Below are 18,185 nucleotides of genomic sequence, written 5' to 3' on the forward strand. Positions count from 1 at the left end.
TTCCCTCGGCAAACGTGCAGTGCGCATGGTCACAAATGGTGAGTGATCGGACGCCGCTTCGGCCGGATGAAGATCTGCGCGATCGTGTGGATGCGATCAATGAAATGCGCGCGCGTGCAGGTGTGGCGCCCCTCGTCCTCGCAGTTGCCCTGAATGAACGTTTCGACGCCTTGCTCCCTCAATATGTCGCCACGAGGGTGAGGGAGACTTCGAGCGTGCGGAGCGGATCACCCTGGGCCTGCTCGCCAGCTGGGAGCCCACTGGGGAGCACCTGATGCTTGCATGAAAAGTGCTACCATCGAGGTCAGGGTTTGCGTATTTTGCTCTCGATCCGCCAACACGACAGCTTCTGAGCAGGGGTGAGCACCTCCGGGTGTTTGCCGAGGGAAGCCCCGGTTTGACAACTTTCATGAATGAACACGCGCACTTAGAGGCTGTGGAGGGGGGCAGAGGTGCTCACCGGGGGATTTGGGGCCAGGGAACGTCGTTTGGCGGGGTTTTGGGTCAGGGGTTGGTCTCCTTTTGGCGTGCGGAGAGAGCGCACGGGGAGGTGCTTGCGGAGGAGGTGAAAAAAGTGTTTTATCTTGCGGACTTGCAGAGGCAGGGTCTTCCTTGCCTTGATGCCGAAAGGCGTTGAGCACTCTGTCTCGGCGCTCCCCGACATGAGAGTCACCAACGGCTGTGTCTTCCTTGCCTTGATGCCGAAAGGCGTTGAGCACTCGGCGAAGCAGGTTGAGCGCACCGTTTCGGAGATGCTTGTCTTCCTTGCCTTGATGCCGAAAGGCGTTGAGCACCAGCGAGCGCTGGCCGCCCTCGCTGCTGGTGACCCGGGGTCTTCCTTGCCTTGATGCCGAAAGGCGTTGAGCACAGGCTGTGGCAGCCGCTCGCGTGGTGTCTGGTCTTCACCTCGGTCTTCCTTGCCTTGATGCCGAAAGGCGTTGAGCACAGCGAAAGAACGCGTCGGAGCCACTAGAACTTGACGCCTGTATTCCTTGCCTTGATGCCGAAAGGGCTTGCAGGGGGGCGACGCGCTCGGGGTCACGGGTGGCCGGAAGCCCAGCCACCCAAAGGACGACTGTGCGACCCGACATCACCGCCCGGCCTACACACCGGAACGATCGCAAGACGTCGGCATCGATCCCCGCCCCACGGCCGTTGGCGGCCTTTCGGACCCGCGCCACACTCCTTGGATGGCGCGCCGCTCCCGTCGCCTGCCAGGCTTCGAAGACCTCCCCCTGCTCCTCCAGGCAGACGAGGTCGCCCAGCTCCTCCGCGTGAGCCGCAAGGCCGTGTACGCCATGGTCGAGCGCGGAGAGATCCCCGGGGTCACCAAGCTCGGCCGGCGGCTGCGCTTCCGCCGTGACGCTCTCGAGGCGTGGCTGGCCTCCTCCGTCGAGCCTGGCCCGTGGGCTGGCTAGGTCGATCCCCCGCTGCTAGGCTGGGTGGGCATCAGACGTGCGGTCGCGCCTGTCAGGAGAGACAGGCAATGACCGTGAAAATCAGGCCGTACCGCAAGGGCGGCTGGGAAGTCGACATCATGATCCGGCTCGACAACGGAGAGCGATACCGCGAGCGCCGCAAGGCGCCCGTCGAGCTCAAGTCGGCCGCGTTGCGCTGGGGTCAGCAGCGGGAGCGCCACCTGCTCAAGCACGGGCCCACGCCCAAGACGTCGACGCGCACCAAGGCCGGGGCGGCGCCCCGGTCCGAGACGAAGGAGGTCCCGACCTTCGCCAAGTTCGCGCCGCGCTTCCTCGAAGGACACGTGTACGCCAACCGGCACAAGCCGACCACCGTCAAGAACACCAAGAAGAAGCTGCGCCTTCACATCCTCCCCGCCTTCGGGGGCACTCGGCTCCACGAGCTCGCGCCCGAGGACATCCAGCTCTTCAAGGGCCAGCGCAAACACCTCGCCAACAGCACCGTCAACAAGCTCCTCGGGCAGGTCAAGACCATGCTCAAGGTCGCCGTCCGCTGGCGGATCATCGAGGCGATGCCCCTCGAGATCGAGATGCTCAAGCTGCCCATGACCGCGATGGAGTTCTACGACTTCGACGAGTTCGAGGCGCTGGTCACCGCAGCGACGCGGCTGGACCACCGCATGCTCGTGATGGTCCTGCTCGGCGGCGAGGCGGGCCTGCGCTCCGGTGAGATCCGCGGCCTCGAGTGGTCGTCGATCAACTTCCGCCGGCGGCTGCTCACGGTCGAACAGGCGGAGTGGGAGGGCCACGTGACGCTGCCCAAGCACGACAAGATCCGCACGGTCCCCATGACCGAGCGGCTCACGAAGGCGCTCAGGAAGCACCGGCACTCACAAGGCCCGCGGGTCCTCTACGAGGACGACGGGGAGCCCTTGCACGTCAACAGCCTGGCGAACTGGCTCATGAAGCTGTGCCGGCAGGCCAAGCTGAAGTACAGGTCGCCCCACAAGCTCCGGCATACCTTCTGCTCCCACCTCGCCATGAGGGGGGCGCCCGCGAGGGCGATCCAGGAGCTCGCCGGGCACGGCAACCTCCAGACGACGCAGCGCTACATGCACTTGAGCCCTGCTGCGCTCGAGCGGGCGATCAAGCTCCTCGAACTTCCTTCGCCCGGCTCGCCGGTCGGGAGTGGAGACATGGTGGAGACGGTCTAGCCGGGCTCCAGAAACTTGTTTGATCTCGATGGCTTAGGGGCGTATTCAGGATTCCGTGGTGAAACCCAGCGCGACACCTCGCTTGGTCTTTTCGCCGAGGGCTTTGTCGCCAAAACTGGCAGTACACCCGGTACAGCGGCGTTTTGGCTTCGCGCCCTCGACGAAAATCCCGGCGCCAGGAGCCGCGCTGGGTTCCACCACGGGCTCCTAGCCGACTGCTCGTGCGCCTCGACTCGAGGGCGCGAAGCAAGCCGAGCCCGGGTCGGGTCCGAATCGCGGACCTGCCCCGGGCTCGCGCTTTTTTGGGCCGCGCGAGCAGGCGCTGCTCAGTGGGGTGCTCAAAGGGGCAGCGCCGAGTCCGGGCTGTCCTTGTAGGTCTTGCGATCCTTGAGCGCCCGGGTCGCGGCGAAGATCTGGGCCGGCGTCTCGAGCGGCGCCTCGGGCAAGGCGGCGGCCAGCGTGGCGCGGATCGTCGGCGAGTCGGCGCGCAAGAAGGGGTTGGTCGCGCGCTCGACCGCGATGGTCGAGGGCACCGTCGACTCGCCGCGGGCGCGGAGCTCCCAGACCTCGCGGATGCGCGCGGCGAGGGCCGCGTTGTCGGGCTCCACGGACCAGGCGAAGCGCAGGTTGTCCTCGGTGTACTCGTGGGCGCAGCAGACCAGGGTGTCCTCGGGCAGGGCGGCGAGGCGGGTCAAGCTGGCGTGCATCTTGGCTGGCGGCCCGTCGAAGAGGTAGCCGCAGCCGCCGGCGAAGAGGGTGTCGCCGCAAAAGAGCAGCGGCCCGGCGCGGTAGCTGAGGTGGCCGTCGATGTGGCCCTCGGTCAGCATGACCTCGAAGCGGACGCCGGCGAAGTCGATGCTGTCGCCCCCGCGCACGGCGGCGTTGAGCCCGGGGATCCCCCGCTGGCCCACGGCCGCGTTGCCGATCACGCGCAGGCCCATGAGCCGCTCGGCCTTGTCGAGGTCGCGGTGCAGGCCGATGTGGTCCGGGTGGGTGTGCGTGGTGAAGATCGTGCTCAGCTCGAGGTCGTGGGCGTCGAGGTAGGCGAGCACCGGATCCGCCTCGGGCCCGTCGACGGCCGCGGCCTCGCCGGTGCGCGGATCCACGATCAGCCAGGTGAAGTTGTCGCGCCACACGGGGATCTGGTGCAGCTCCAAGCTGCGCGCACCGACGTGGACTTCGATGGGGGACCTGGGGACGCTGACGACGTGCTGCATCACTCGTACTCGAGCTTGTAGATGGTCACGGGCTGCTCGCGCCCGCGGACGTTGTGGGACTCGGGACCGACGAGGCGCCCGGGCGGCCGCCCTGCTCCGGGCTCGGTTCGGGCGTCGGGTTCGGCTTCGGCTCCGGCTTCGGTTTGGGCCTCGGGGCTGGACAGCTGGGCGCGCATGCGGTCCACGGTGGACTCGCTCAGCGCGATCTCGCCAGGCCCCGCGAGCTCGCAGATCCGGCTCGCCAAGTTGGTGGTCTCGCCGATGGTGGCGTACTGCAAGAAGAACTCCGAGCCGATGTTCCCGGCCGCGACCGGGCCGCTGCTCAGGCCGATGTGCACGCGCAGCGGCGGGGCGTCGTCGCCGAACTCCATGCTCAGCTCCTCGGCGAGCTCGCGCACGGCCTGCTGCATGTCGACGGCCGCCCGCGCCGCCCGCAGGGCGTCGTCCTCGTGGCGAAAGGGCGCGCCCCAGACCGCGAGCAGGGCGTCGCCGATGTACTTCTCGAGCGTGCCCTCGTAGCGGAACACGACCTCGGTGATCCGCGGGAAGTAGCGGTTGAGCAGGGCCACCACGTCGCGCGGGCGCAGCTTCCCGGTCATCTCGGTGAACCCGCTGATGTCGCAAAAGAGCACCGTGACCTCGGTCTCGATCGCCTCGTCGGCGAAGCCCGGCTTGGCCATGAGCTGGGCGACGGCCGTGGGCGGGAAGAAGCGCATCAAGTTGCTGCGCAGGGTCGACTCACGCTTGAGGCGCTCGTAGAGCCGGGCGTTGTCGATCGCGATCGCGGCCTGGGCGGCGAAGGCCGAGAGCAGCTCGAGGTCCTCGCCCGAGAACATCTGCGGCGCGCTGAGGTTGTCGACGTAGAGCACGCCGATGACCTCGTCCTTGGGCCGCAGCGGCGCGCACATCGACGAGCGCACCGAGGTGTAGTGGATCGAGTGTGCGTCCTCGAGCCGGGGGTCGGCGCGGGTGTCCGAGAACAGCGCGGCCACGCTGCGCTCGCGCACGTAGTTGATGATGTTGCGGCTGTAGGGGTCGCCGCCGTCGGCCGAGATCCCCCGGCCCCACTCGACCACCGGCGGTCCGAATTCGCCGCTGTCCTCGTCGATCAAGATCAGCGCCGCGCGATCGATGGCGAGGATCGTGAACACGAGCTCGAGGATCTTGGTGAGCTGCTTGTCGATCGCGTCGGTTCCCGCGAGCAGGCGGGTGACCTCGAGCATGACCCGCAGCCGGCCCTGGGCCTCTTTGGGGACGGAAACGCGGGCGCCGAAGGCCCGGCGGTCGCGGGCCCCGGTCAGGAGATCGTTGAGCAGCGTCCGCGAGGCCTCGGTCGAGATCTCCTGGACGATCGACTCGGGCGCGGGGATCGAGAAGCTCGGGGCGTGGAAGGCGAAGTGCACGTCGCCGCAGACGAAGCGCTGGCCGTCGCGCAGGGCGACGGGCTCGTCGAGGCGCGCGCCCTCGATGAAGGTGCCGTTCTTGCTGCCGAGGTCGCGCAGCGTGGCCGCGCCGCGCTCGTCGATGGTCAGCGTCGCGTGGCTGCGCGAGAGGCTCTTGTTGTTGACGCGGACGTCCGCTTCGCGGCCGCGTCCGAGGGTGTACTCGCCGGCCCGCAGGTCGTGGGCCACCTCGTCGGCGCGGCCCGGGTTTGCGGTCACGCGCGGCATGGCGAAGACATTGTCTCCGCCGCTCCCGCGACTTGCAATTGCTGGATCGTCGCCTTAAAGAAACGCCCCCCGCATGGCTGACGAGACCTCGCCCAAACCCTTCGATCCCACCGCGCTCTTGGCCGCAGAGCTGACCCTGCCCGCGAACGCGATCGCGGCCGTGCTCGCGCTGCTCGGTGACGGCGCCACCGTCCCCTTCATCGCCCGCTACCGCAAAGAGGCGACCGGTGGCCTCGACGAGGTCCAGATCCGCACCATCGAGGAGCGCCGCGACTACCTCGTCGAGCTCGACGCGCGCCGCGAGACCATGCTCGCCTCGATCCAGGAGCAGGGCAAGCTCACGCCCGCGCTCGCGGCCAAGCTGCGCGCGGCGACGACCAAGCAGGCCCTCGAAGATCTCTACCTGCCCTACAAGCAAAAGCGGCGGACCAAGGCGGCCGTGGCTCGCGAGCGCGGCCTCGGCCCGCTGGCCGAGCGCGTGCTGGCCCAAGGTGTCGAAGGTGAGCTCGAGGGCGAGGCCGCGGCCTTCGTCGACGCGAGCAAGGAGCTGCCCGACGTCGACGCCGTGCTCGCCGGGGTCTCGGAGATCCTCGTCGAGGCCGTGGTCGAGCAGCCCGAGGTCCGGGCCATGGTCCGCCGCCACTACGGCGAGCAGGGCGTGCTCGAGGCCAGCGAGGTCGCCGGCGCCAACCCGGCCGAGCGCGGCAAGTTCGAAGACTGGCTCGAGTGGTCCGAGCCCGCGGCCAAGATGCCCTCGCACCGCTACCTGGCGATCCGCCGCGGCGAGCAGGCCGGGGTGCTGCGCTCCAAGATCCTCGTCGAGCCCGAGCTCGTCCAGGGCGCCGTCGAGGAGCGCATGGGCCTCGACGAGCGCTCGCCCTACGCCCCGCTGCTGCGCCGCGCCGTGAAGAAGGCCCTGCGCGGGCGCCTGGCCGTGGGCGTGGAGACCGATGTCCGCGTCGAGCTCAAGCAGCGAGCCGATCGCGAGGCCGTGGACGTGTTCGCCTCCAACCTCGAGAACCTGCTGCTCGCGGCCCCGCTGGGCTCGTGCGCGGTGATCGGCATCGACCCGGGGCTGCGCACGGGCTGCAAGTGCGCGGCCGTCGACGCGACCGGCAAGTTCCTGGCCACGCAAACGATCTACCCGGTCCGCGACGAGGCCCGTGCGGGGCGCGAGCTCGCGGCCTTCGTGCGCCTGCATCGTCCGCGGGCGATCGCCGTGGGCAACGGCACCGGCGGGCGCGAGACCGAGGCGCTGACGCGCTCGGTGGTCGCCGAGCTGCGCGCCGAGCTGAGCGCCGAGGGCGGCGAGGCGCCGATCGTGATCAGCGTCAACGAGGCCGGGGCCAGCGTGTACTCGGCCTCGGAGGTCGCCCGCGAGGAGTTCCCCGACCTCGACCTCACGATCCGCGGGGCGATCTCCATCGCTCGCCGCCTGCAAGATCCCCTCGCCGAGCTCGTCAAGATCGACCCCAAGTCGATCGGCGTCGGCCAGTATCAGCACGACGTGCAGCAGACCCTGCTCGGGCGCAAGCTCCACGAGGTCGTCGAGAGCTGCGTCAACCGGGTCGGCGTCGAGCTCAACACCGCGAGCGCCCCGCTCTTGGCTTACGTCGCTGGCGTCGGCCACACCCTGGCGCGCAAGATCGTCTCGCACCGCGAGCGGGTCGGGCCCTTTGCGAGCCGCGCCGCGCTGCTCGAGGTCCCCGGCCTCGGGCCCAAGACCTTCGAGCAGGCCGCCGGCTTCTTGCGCGTGCGCGAGAGCGCCGAGGTCCTCGACCGCTCGGCCGTGCACCCCGAGCGCTATGAGCTCGTCGCGCGCATGGCCACCGACCTCGGCGTGCCCCTCGAGCGCCTCGTCGGCGACGCCGAGCTCGCCAAGCGCATCGAGCTGCGCCGCTACGTCAGCGAGGCCGTCGGCGAGCCCACGCTGCGCGACATCATCGCCGAGCTCGCCAAGCCCGGCCGGGATCCGCGGGCCGAGTTCGAGGCCCCCAACTTCCGCGACGACGTGCGCGAGCTCGAGGATCTCGAGATCGGCATGGAGCTCGAGGGCGTGGTCACCAACGTCACCCGCTTCGGCGCCTTCGTGGACCTCGGCGTGCACCAGGACGGCCTCGTCCACGTCAGCGAGCTCTCGGATCGCTGGGTCGACGACCCCGCCAAGGTGGTCAAGGTCGGCGACCGGCTGAAGGTCCGCGTGCTCAGCGTGGACCTCGAGCGCAAGCGGGTCGGGCTGTCGGCGCGCAAGGGCGGGCCCAAGGGCGGCCAGGCCAGCGCGGGCGGAGCACGCGGTCAGGACCGTGGGGGCGGAGGCGGGGGCGGAGGCTCGCGCGAGCGCGCGGGAGAGCGCGGTGGAGCCAGGAGCGAGGGCGGCCGCGGGCGCAAGCAGGGCGGTCGCCGCAACCACGACGAGGCCGGCTTCAAGAACAACCCCTTCGCCAAGCTGCGCCGCTGAGCGGCTGGGCAGTCGAGTCACTGGGCGGCTGGGTCCAGTGACTGGGCGCTTCCACAGCGGCCCTTTGGCCAGCGGGTGCGGGTCAATGAAGGAAGCGGGCACCGGCGGTCATGGTGACGGGCGTATACTTCGCGCCGACCTGCCATGCCGACGGTCCTCGTGTTCTTGCTCGATCTGCTGCTCGCGGCCCTCGCGGTCGAGTGCTCGGGGTGGCTCGATCGCGAGATCTTCGCCCACCCGACCTCGACCCTGGGCTTCGTGGGCACCACGGTCACCGCGACCCTGGCCAGCTTCAGCGCGGCACTCGGGGCCTACCTCACGGGTCTGAACAACACCTCGCTGCTGCTCCAGCCCAAGCAGGTGGTCGCCCGCGTCGCGCTGGTCAGCCTCACGACCACGCTGGTCGCCCTCGTGGTCGCCTACTTCGTCTGGTACCAGCCGATCGGCCGGGTCAGCCTGTCGCTGATCGGGGCCACGAGCTTCGTGCTGCTGACGAGCTGGCGCCTGCTCTACGCCCGCTTCATCGCGAGGGGGCCGCGGATCGGCGTCGCCTTGCTCGGCGACGGCCCGGTCGAGCGCCGCTTCGCCCTGCGCCTCAACAGCCTCGCCCACACGCGCTACGAGGTTCGCGGCTTCATCAAAGCGGACCCCAAATCCGAAACTGGGCCCGATACTGGGTCTCGAAGCGACGAGGCCATCGCATCAGACAGTGAGCATTCAGCGCCGCTCGCAGAGCGCTCCGTGGTCCTCGGAATGCCCTTACCCGAAGGCCTCGTCGAGCCGCCTGTGCTCGGGAGCCTCGAGCATACTGTTGACATTTGCCACGATGAGGAGCTTGGCCACGTGGTGGTCGTTGGCGCGACCGGTCTGGGCGAGGCGCAGATTCGAGCGATGTCGCAGCTCCAGGCGCAGGGCGTCCGCGTGCACACGGCCGGCGCGATGTGGATGAACGTCGCGCTACAGGTCCCCATCGACCTCGTGGACGCGCGCTGGGTACTCAACACCTTCGAGCAACTCGACCGGCCGGTCGTCTTGGCCAGCAAGCGCCTCGTCGACCTTTGCGTCGCTGGGCTGGGGCTCCTGGCCTTCGTGCCCATGGCCGCCGTCTTGTGGCCATTGCAAAAGCTCCTCGACCCAGGCCCTTTTTTCTACACTCAGGATCGGGTTGGCGCAGGTGGTCGGATTTTTCGCATCTATAAGATCCGCACCATGCGCGTAATCGAGCGAAGTGAGCAGCGTTGGGCTGCCCAGGATGCCGATCGGATCACTGGTTTGGGGCGCTTGTTACGCAAGACACGAATTGACGAGTTTCCGCAGTTTTGGAACGTGTTGTGCGGTGAAATGTCGCTGGTTGGTCCGCGCCCCGAGCAGCCCAAGATCGTCGAAGCGCTCGAGCGCACCATCCCCTTTTTCGCCTACCGCCACCTCGTGAAGCCAGGGATCACCGGTTGGGCGCAGATCCATCAGGGCTACGCCGCGTCCGTGGACGAGTCGGCTCTCAAGCTCTCCTACGACCTCTACTATGTCGGGCGCTTGAGCATCCTGATGGACTTTGACATCATGCTGCGCACTGCGTTCGTCATGGCTGCGCGCATTGGCAGCCGGTGAAGGCCTCGGCCTTTGCGTCCATCTGCGTGACCCGATCGCGCGGCGTGGGTCAGCTATCGCCAGAGCAATAGGGCCTATTGTAGTCTGATTGCCTACAATATCGTATCGATGTCTCGATACGATATTGTGCGCATATTTATCGAAAAGGGCTGTGATTCATGCGCTAGTGTTGTGTCCATGTTACGTCGCACCCTGTGGAGTTCGGTCTCGCTCGCGTCAGTTTTGATGTTCGCTGGAGGGGAGGCCGAGGCCTCGCTCCCCGGGGGCGCGGATCCAGGTCGAGCCGCTGGATCGTTCACGGCCTTCGAGAGCGGCCAGGTCCGTCCGCTGGCGCTCTCGCCCAGCGGGGATCGACTCTTCGTCGTCAACACGCCGGACAACCGCCTGGAGATCTTCGACGTCGGCCCGGATGGTTTGGAGCACGCGGGCTCGGTCGCCGTCGGCCTCGAGCCGGTCGCCGTGGCGGTGCGCAACAACAATGAAGTCTGGGTCGTCAATCACCTGTCCGACAGCGTGAGCGTGGTGCGGACGGTGGGCTCGGTCGCCTGGGTCGATCGGACCTTGCACGTGGGCGACGAGCCGCGCGACATCGTGTTCGCCGGGCCGGGGCGCTCGCGGGCCTTCATCACGGCGGCGCACCGCGGTCAAAACGCGCCCTTCGAGCCCCAGCTGACCACGCCGAGCATCGGCCGCGCCGACGTCTGGGTGTTCGATGCAGCGGCCACCGGCGGCGGCATGGCCGGCGAGCCGCTGACGATCATCAACTTGTTCAGCGACACCCCGCGCGCCCTGGCCGTGGACCCCAGCGGCAGCCGGGTCTACGCGGCGGCCTTCAACTCCGGCAACCAGACCGCGATCGTGCCCCTGGGCGTGATCAGCGACGTCGGCGACGACAGCTCGCCCCTGCCCCACACCAACCACGCCGGGGTGACGCAGCCCGACCTCAGCTTGATCGTCAAGTTCGACGGCGAGCACTGGGTCGACACCAGCGGCAAGGAGTGGGACGAGAAGATCATGTTCAACCTGCCGGACGAGGACGTGTTCGTGATCGACGCGGACGCCCCGATCCCGGCCCAGGTCGAGGGGGACGAGGGCTTCTTCGCCCACGTCGGCACGACCTTGTTCAACATGGTCGTCAACCCGGTCAGCGGGAAGGTCTACGTGACCAACACCGAGTCGCGCAACCATGTGCGCTTCGAGGGCACGGGGATCTTTGGCGAGAGCACGGTCCGCGGCCACGTCGTCGACAACCGGATCACCGTGCTCGACGACGCCGGCGTGCACCCGCGCGACCTCAACAAGCACATCGACCACGACAGCTGCTGTGGCACCGACGCCGCGGACATCGAGCTGAGCGTGTCGCAGCCGCTGGAGATGGCGATCTCGAGCGACGGCGAGGTGATCTACTCGGCCGTGCTCGGCAACGACAAGATCGCGCTCTACTACACGGCGGAGCTCGAGGACGACGCCTTTTATCCCGACGCGGCCGACCAGATCTCCGTCAGCGGGGGCGGCCCGACCGGGGTGGTGCTCGACGAGGCCCGCGGCCGGCTCTACGTGATGACCCGCTTCGACAACGGGGTCTCGACCATCGACACCGACGCGCTCGAGGAGATCGACCACCTCGGCTTGCACAACCCCGAGCCCGCGTCGATCGTCGCCGGTCGGCGCTTCCTCTACGACGCCGCGCTGACCTCGGCCCACGGTGACCAGTCCTGCGCCTCCTGCCACATCTTCGGTGACAAGGACGAGCTGTCCTGGGACCTGGGCGATCCCGACGGGGACGTCACGCCGCACCCCGACAACGTCAAGAACAACCTCGGCGTGGGCGACGAGGACTTCCACCCGATGAAGGGGCCGATGACCACGCAGAGCCTGCGCGGCCTCGACAACCACGGCCCGATGCACTGGCGAGGCGACCGTCACGGCGAGGGCGTGAGCGCGCAGCCCGACGCAGGAGCGTTCAGCGAGGTCGCGGCCTTCAACGCCTTCAACGTGGCCTTCCCCGGCCTGGTCGGACGCGAGGACGAGCTGACGGCGGCGCAGATGCAGGCGTTCACCGACTTCCAGCTCCAGGTGATGTATCCGCCCAACCCGATCCGCAACCTCGACAACTCGCTCAAAGCGCGCGAGCAAGAGGGCAAGGACTTCTTCACCACCAACTTGTCGTTCATCAACGACTTTGGCGACGGGCTGGAGTTTCGCTGCGTGGACTGCCACGTGATCGACCGCGACGGCAACGCGGAGTACGGGGTCGCGCATCCGGGCTTCTTTGGCAGCGACGGCCAGCTGCTCCTGGCCGAGTTCTCACAGACCTTCAAGGTCCCTCACCTGCGCAACCTCTACACGAAGATCGGGACCTTCGGCTTCCCGGACGACGACTTCTTCTTCAACCGCGAGGGCCTGGCCTTCTACGATCCGGCGCACAAGGGCGACCAGGTCCGCAGCTTCGGCTTCACCCACGACGGCTCGAAGGACGTGCCGATGCGCTTCTTCAACGCCTTCGCGATCTACCCCGACGGCTTCCAGGACTTCGAGACCATGGAGAAGGTCGCCGAGTTCATCTTCGCCATGGACACCAACTTGTTTCCGAGCGTGGGCCAGCAGGTGACCTCGCGGCTGCAGACCTTCGTGGCTGCCGGCCCGCGCATCGAGCTGCTGCGCGACCAGGCCGAGGCGGGGGCCTGCGAGCTGATCGCCAAGACCCAGCTGGGACCGCTGGAGCTCGGCTTCTACTATGAGGATGGGGCGTTCACGACGAGCTTCGCGGGCTCGCCTGCGGTGGGCTACACGGACTTGCGGATGTTCTCTTTGGTCGCGCCGGTGACCTACACCTGCGTGCCGCCGGGCTCGGGCTGGCGCATGGGGGTGGACCGCGACGGCGACGGGCAGCGGGACGGTGACGAGCTGCTGTGGGGCAACGACCCCGCGGACCCGGCCAACTGAGCGGGGCGTGTTCGAGCGGGCCTGCCGGTTGGCAGGCCCGTGCGAAGGCTGACGGTGCGGCCGCAAGACCGCCCCAGGAAGACCCTGCGAGGCAGCGCGATGGCGAGGGGATGGCGTCATCGAGCTCGCTCGTCCCTCCGCTCGGATCGCCGGCGACCCACGAATCGACCCGATCGGACAACGCCGCGCCGCTCCACACACGCACGTGTCCGCAGCTCAATCCACGGGCTCCTAGGGGAGGAGCTGACGCGACCAACCGATGACGACTCCGCCCTCGGCGTCCACCTTGGCTAGCAGGTGCTGCACGTCCTCCGGCGGATAGAGGGAGGACATGTCATCGAGCACCACGCTCCCTCGTTCGGCGTATAGGTAGTCGGACCAGCCCCGCGACTCGGTGTAGGCGACCTCGAGTCCGTACACCAGCGTCGCCCTGGCCTCGCGCCGGTCGTAGGCGGGGAAGAGCGCCAAGAAGTCGAGGTCGTGGGGCCACCAGCTCCCCTGGGTGGGCTCGACCCCGTCGTCGCGGGCGCTCGCTTGGAGCTCCAGGCTCAGCTCGCGCAAGGCGTCTTCCAGGGGGCGAGGGGGGAGTTCGGCGAGCAGGTCGGTGGCGAGGACTCGCCCGCCCTCGGGCTCACGGATCAGCAGCTGGGTGCGGTGCTCGGGGTGGAGGCCGCACTCATTGTAGGCGAGGTCCTGGACCACGAAGATCCGGGATCCCGCCACGCTGACGAGAGTGTGATCGAGGGTGAAGTCCTCCCGCGCGGGGACGCAGCTTTGGGGGTAGGCCTCGGTCCCGAGCAGAGTCCGCCACTCCTCTGTGCCCTCCCGCCGCGTCTCGATGACGGTCGCCGAGAGCTCGATCTGCTCGTCGCTCTCGACGGGCCCTCGATCTCCGCAAGGACACAGGGGTAGCTCGAGGGTCTCGGTGCTCACGCGTAGCTCCCACCAGGAGGATCCCTCGGCGACGAGGACCCCGCTTCGTCGTTCGGGCTCGGTGCCCCCGGTGGCGCCAGGATCGTCAGGATCGCCGGGCCCGGTGGGGCGCCACAGCCAGCTTTGATACTCGATGCGATCGGGGCGGTGTTGGAGCGCGCCGGGATCGGGCTTCGCCACGAGAAGGGCGAGCTGCGTCGCCGGGGGGCGCGTGGGCCGTTCGCGTGGGCGCTCGGCGGCTGCGAGCCGCACCGGGGGCATGGTCAGGCGGCCCTTCGGCTGGAGCGGATCCTGTCGATGTGTGAGCTCGCTGGCGCGCAGTCTCGTCGCTCCCTCCGCCCTCGATCCCGGGCCTCCGCAGCGCGAGACTCCCCTGGCGACGACGGTGGCCGAGGAGCAGAACTTGGACATTTCGCGGACGACAGCGCCTTCGCCGAGGAGCAGGCGGGCAAAGGGGCGCAGCACCTCCGCTCGCTCCTCGTCCTCATAGTCACCGAGCATCACCACCCAGAGCTCGCCTCGGTGCAGGACGTGGGCCGGCAGCTCGATCACCTCTTCTTCGAGGCGAGCGAGCACGCGGTCGCGCGCGGCCTCAGCGGCCTCCTGCGAGGACTTGCTCGCCAGCTGGAGGCTGTACCCCCGCGGCGCCGCGGGCCCCAGGCTCGGTAGCGTCCCCGTGGGCCCGAGTCGATCGCGTGGCGGGCCCTCGTCGAAGGGAGGACCCTCTCCTGTGAGCGCAAGATCGACGACCGAGTCCGGGCGTCCGCTGCGGGCGAGGATCCCCCCGTCGGCGGACAGAGCGACCAGCCCCTCGTCGGTGTCGAGCCACATGCGTCCGGAGTTGGCGAGAGCGAGGGCGCCCAGCCAGTGGCAACCGTCGGGCGTCCACTCGCGAGCGCCGGCACCCAACAGGCGAAGAGCGCAGGCGTCGTTGCCGAGGATGACGCTCCCGGACTCGTTCACAGCCTGGCGCAGCTCATGCCCGCGAACCTCACCTCCGAGCTCGCTCCGCTCGATCACGGCGCCTTCGCCGTCGAGGCGCAGGAGTTGCTCGTCACCGCGAGCGAGGACCAGTCCATCACCCTCGGCCAAGAAGTCGAGGGCGGTGATCGGCAGATCCCCGACCTCCAAGGTGTCGAGGTCACGCAAGATCCCGCTGTCCGTGGCTCGAAAGACGAGGTACCCCGCGCTCGCCCACAGCCGCCCCTGACGGTCGACGGTGATTGTGATGAGGGGGCCGGAGAGCCGAGAGATCGCCAAGGGCGACCAACGACCGCCCTCGTAGCGGAGCAGGCGCTGACCGCCGGCGACTCGCTGCAGGAGCCAGAGCTCGCCGGCGGGGCCTGCCGCGAAGTCGCTGACTGCCGCGCCTTCGTGACTGGGGAGCTCGGCGTAGACGCGGAGCGCGGGTGCTTCGCCCCCGTCGATCGTCAGCACATGGCTGTGGGTCAACACGTAGAGTCGCCCGTTCGGGTCGCGGTGGAGCTGGCCGTCGAGCAGGGGGTGTTCGGCGAGGGAGGCATCCGCGGGCTCCTCGAGCAGGTGCCAGCCTTGCGAGTCGAGGCGGTAGACTCGCTCGCGCCCCTTCGAGCCGCCGACAACATAGAGCGCGTCACCGTAGCCCGGCGGGCTCGGCTGCGGCCGAGCGACCGGCGACTCGTCCTCGCCGGACGAGTCTCCGGTCGTCGCGGGGCGACAGGCGAGCGAGGCCAGCGCGCATGCGAGGAAGAGGGGCGCTCGCCTCATCGATTTTCTCCTACGAGAGCAGGCAGCTCCGGGCCCACTCCCTCGACGAATGCGGCTCTCGGTGTGCGCCCGGCGAAGAGCTGAGGCTCGAGCGAGTGGTGCTGGCCCTCGGGGGTCACGACGAGCACCGCCTGGTCGGGCGAGCTCAGCCACGCTCGCCCGCGCCCGTCCAGAGCGAGCAGCCTCCGGCCCTTGCACTCCCCTGCCGTCGTGTCGAGTTCCATCGGCTCATCTGCCAACGCCGCGTCAAAGCGCAGGAGGCTACAGCCTTGGCCCTGCACGAGCAGCCCGCCATCGAGGTCGGCGAAGAGAGCGACGCCGCCGGACAACATTCGCTGCGCTTTCGGGCCTTGCGAGACCAGTAAGATCAACTCCCGATCCGTCAGCAGCCACAGGCCGCCTTCTCGGTCGCCCACCCAAGCGCGAAATTCACTCGGCTCAGGCGTGATCGAGGTACCCTGAACCCGCGCCCACCACTGGCCTGGGTGCTTGTGCAGGATCCCGTGCCGGTGATCGAGGACGACCCATGCCCTGGCGCGGCCGTCGACGGCCATGCCTCGCAGGGCGTGGGCCTCGACGCCGCTGTGCTCGGGTTCGCTCCACTCGACGATCTCGCCCGCGTGGATCCGGGCGACGCGGGCGAGATCGTCGTCGAGCAACCACAGCGCGCCCTCGGGGCCGACCGCGAGCTGCTCGTAGGCGGCGAGGCCGTGGGCGGGATCGTCGTCGAAGCTCAGGACCGGAGAGAAGGCGGCGCCTGCGAGGCGGTGGATGCCCGAGTCGTCATGGAGATAGAGTTCGCCGTCCCTGCCTTCGACGAAGGCCCGGAAGGTCGAGGACCAGATCTCACGCCAGCCCTCGCCGTCCAAGCGGAGGAGGCGTTGGTCGTCGATGTTGAAGTAGGCCGCCGGGCCTGTCGCAGCCTCTGCCCGCAGAGGACGGGGCTCGAGCGTCGTCGGTCGAGGGGTCTCGGCCTTCGAGGGGGGCGTCGTCGGTTGACGCCAGTCGTAGGGGGTAGACTCGTCGCACTCGAGGAGAGTCTCGTCGTCGCGAGCCAGGGTGCTCGAGTCGTCCGGCTCCCCCTCGCCGAGGCAACCGGGTTGGGCGCCGGCCACCGACAGCAGCATGCCGAGGACTCTCCTGTGGCTCAAGTCGCCTCGAAGCGTCACTTTGTAAACTCTATCGTCTGTGTCCAGGCTCGGGCCAGGGCCACGTCCATGAGGATCGCATGGGCCGAGCCGAGCCGATCCAGCACGGGCTCCTAGGAGCCCGTGGTGGAACCCAGCGCGGCTCCTCGCGCCGGGATTTTCGCCGAGGGGGCGAAGCCAAAACGCCGCTGTACCGGGCGTACTGCCAGTTTTGGCGACAAAGCCCTCGGCGAAAAGACCAAGCGAGGTGTCGTGTTGGGTTTCAGCACGGGCTCCTAGATCGGCGTGATCTTGAGGCGCTGGAGCAGCAGCGCCCTGGCCAGGCCGTCGCGCAGCGTCCCGAAGGTCTCGATCTCGTCGAGCTCGACGCCGAGCTCGACGATCGTCCGCGCGTTGTCGGCCGACATCCCAACGAGGATCAGCCGCGTGCCGAGGAGGCGGACCGTCCGCGACATGCGGATGATCAGGTGGGCCGCCTGGGTGTCGAGGACCGGCGCGCCCGAGATGTCGAGGATGGCCGTGCGCGCGTGGACGCGGCCGATCTCGGTCAGCAGCTTCTCGGTCAGCAGCTCGGCCCGGAAGGCGTCGAAGGCTCCGACCAGAGGGACCACCAAGATGCCCTCGCTGACCGGGGCGATCGGCGTCGAGGCCTGGCGGAGGACGTCGAGCAGCCGGGTCTTCTCGGCCAGGGCGGCCTCGAGCTCGGCGAGCTGAGACTCGACGCGCTCGAGGTCGTGCTTGGCGGTCTCGACCTGGGCGAGCTCGTCGCGCCGGGCCATGAAGCGCATGCTCGAGACCAGGACCATGTCGAAGAGCAGCGCCTCGCCCTGCTCGCGCAGCTCGCCGTGGCCGAGGTGCTCGAGCACTCGCTCGCGCAGGCTCTGGCTGAAGCTGCGCAGGTCGAAGAAGGTCAAGTCGAGCTCGAGGTAGTCGGCGATGAAGCGCTGCGTGGCGCCGCGGATGGCGTCGCGCCGATCCTGGCTCAGGTCCTGGGCGATGGCCGCGAGGATGGCCGCGAGGTGCTCGCGCAGCAGGGCCTCTCCGCCGCGGGCGAAGGTCCCCGACTTGCGCGCGCACAGCTTGGTGACCAGGGCTTCGATGAGCTCGGCGCGGGCGCGCTGGGCGAGGTGCCCGGGGTCGAACTCGCCGCTCGAGGGCGCCTCGCTCATGGTCGAGACCTCACTCGCTGGATTGGCATTGTCGAACGCTTCGCTCATGCGCTGCCCTGGGTTTACCAGCTGACGTGGTAGACACAGGCCGCGGCGCCCTCGTCCATGCAGCCCTCGCCGCCGTGCTCGATCAGCGCCTTGGCCCCGAAGCGGGCGCAGGAGCCCTCGATGATCCCGATGTTGAGGGCGCAGGGGCCGAGCAGGCTCCAGTCGAGGGTCGCCGAGTAGTCGTCCTCGAGGGTGCAGACGATCCGCCCTGGGACGGGGCCGCGGACGTTGAGGCGGTAGGCGTCGTCGAGGGCCATGAGCACGCTCTGGACGCTGTCGAGCTCCGGAGGGTAGGCCGCGGCCTCGATGATCTTGCGGCCGACCTCGATCAGCGCCCCGCGCCCGACCTCGGCGGCGATCTTGTCGTAGATGTTCATGGCCCAGTCGAAGTCGTACCAGCGCTCGGGGTCGATGCGGTCGACGCCGACGTCGGCGAGGATCTTTTGGGTGACGCTCCGAGAGTGGCCCAGGGCCAAAATGAAAGAGCTGAGCGAGGCTCCATTGTACTCGGCTTTTTCATTGTCCATGAAAGCGGTCATATCGCGTCGTCGCTGGCGTCGTCCACATAAACTCTCGCTCGCGAGCTCGGGGGCCGACCGTCGACTGGGCG

General features: G+C 68.6%; 12 protein-coding genes and 1 CRISPR repeat array. Of the genes, 5 read left to right on the forward strand and 7 right to left on the reverse strand.

What is annotated here, in order from left to right:
* Positions 1-605: 605 nt before the first annotated feature.
* Positions 606-1,021: direct repeats of the CRISPR family, unit length 36 nt; unit sequence GTCTTCCTTGCCTTGATGCCGAAAGGCGTTGAGCAC.
* A 169-nt stretch (positions 1,022-1,190) separates the two neighbouring features.
* Together G6O69_RS10325 and G6O69_RS10330 are read left to right on the forward strand one after the other, a co-directional pair.
* The gene (locus G6O69_RS10325) at positions 1,191-1,418 is read left to right on the forward strand and encodes a helix-turn-helix domain-containing protein (protein ID WP_172302468.1); all 228 of its coding nucleotides are present in this window, start codon (positions 1,191-1,193) and stop codon (positions 1,416-1,418) included.
* A gap of 68 nt (positions 1,419-1,486) precedes the next feature.
* A complete protein-coding gene (locus G6O69_RS10330; protein ID WP_172303344.1) occupies positions 1,487-2,632 on the forward strand; it encodes a site-specific integrase in 1,146 nt (381 codons plus the stop codon).
* A gap of 45 nt (positions 2,633-2,677) precedes the next feature.
* On the opposite strand, the gene G6O69_RS10335 is transcribed toward G6O69_RS10330, so the two are convergent.
* The 3 genes from G6O69_RS10335 to G6O69_RS10345 all read right to left on the reverse strand — a co-directional run bounded on the left by G6O69_RS10335 (position 2,678) and on the right by G6O69_RS10345 (position 5,519).
* A complete protein-coding gene (locus G6O69_RS10335; protein ID WP_176396752.1) occupies positions 2,678-2,830 on the reverse strand; it encodes a hypothetical protein in 153 nt (50 codons plus the stop codon).
* A 140-nt stretch (positions 2,831-2,970) separates the two neighbouring features.
* Positions 2,971-3,849 (reverse strand): hydroxyacylglutathione hydrolase, encoded by an 879-nt coding sequence (gloB, locus tag G6O69_RS10340; RefSeq protein WP_172303345.1) that lies wholly within the window; start codon positions 3,847-3,849, stop codon positions 2,971-2,973.
* Positions 3,849-5,519, reverse strand: a complete 1,671-nt coding sequence (locus G6O69_RS10345) for an adenylate/guanylate cyclase domain-containing protein (protein ID WP_172303346.1) — start codon at positions 5,517-5,519, stop codon at positions 3,849-3,851. Before G6O69_RS10345 ends, gloB begins: the two co-directional genes overlap by 1 nt.
* Before the next feature lie 73 nt (positions 5,520-5,592).
* Here G6O69_RS10345 and G6O69_RS10350 point away from each other — a divergent pair, with 73 nt between their 5' ends.
* The 3 genes from G6O69_RS10350 (at position 5,593) to G6O69_RS10360 (ending at position 12,531) form a co-directional block, all read left to right on the forward strand.
* Positions 5,593-7,977, forward strand: a complete 2,385-nt coding sequence (locus G6O69_RS10350) for a Tex family protein (RefSeq protein ID WP_172303347.1) — start codon at positions 5,593-5,595, stop codon at positions 7,975-7,977.
* A gap of 144 nt (positions 7,978-8,121) precedes the next feature.
* Positions 8,122-9,585, forward strand: coding sequence for a sugar transferase (locus tag G6O69_RS10355; RefSeq protein ID WP_176396753.1), 1,464 nt, complete (start codon positions 8,122-8,124; stop codon positions 9,583-9,585).
* 177 nt (positions 9,586-9,762) lie between these two features.
* The gene (locus G6O69_RS10360) at positions 9,763-12,531 is read left to right on the forward strand and encodes a hypothetical protein (protein ID WP_255215757.1); all 2,769 of its coding nucleotides are present in this window, start codon (positions 9,763-9,765) and stop codon (positions 12,529-12,531) included.
* A 231-nt stretch (positions 12,532-12,762) separates the two neighbouring features.
* On the opposite strand, the gene G6O69_RS10365 is transcribed toward G6O69_RS10360, so the two are convergent.
* From G6O69_RS10365 to G6O69_RS10380, 4 genes are all read right to left on the reverse strand, one after another.
* Entirely contained in the window at positions 12,763-15,210 is a 2,448-nt protein-coding gene (locus G6O69_RS10365; RefSeq protein ID WP_172303349.1) for an SPOR domain-containing protein, read from the reverse strand.
* On the reverse strand, positions 15,207-16,361 hold the full coding sequence (locus G6O69_RS10370; protein WP_176396754.1) for a hypothetical protein: 1,155 nt from the start codon (positions 16,359-16,361) through the stop codon (positions 15,207-15,209). Before G6O69_RS10370 ends, G6O69_RS10365 begins: the two co-directional genes overlap by 4 nt.
* 272 nt (positions 16,362-16,633) lie before the next feature.
* The gene (locus tag G6O69_RS10375) at positions 16,634-17,527 is read right to left on the reverse strand and encodes an STAS domain-containing protein (protein ID WP_172303351.1); all 894 of its coding nucleotides are present in this window, start codon (positions 17,525-17,527) and stop codon (positions 16,634-16,636) included.
* A gap of 62 nt (positions 17,528-17,589) precedes the next feature.
* The gene (locus G6O69_RS10380; protein WP_172303352.1) at positions 17,590-18,102 is read right to left on the reverse strand and encodes a hypothetical protein; all 513 of its coding nucleotides are present in this window, start codon (positions 18,100-18,102) and stop codon (positions 17,590-17,592) included.
* Between the last annotated feature and the right edge of the window lie 83 nt (positions 18,103-18,185).

The organism is Pseudenhygromyxa sp. WMMC2535 (assembly GCF_011083025.2).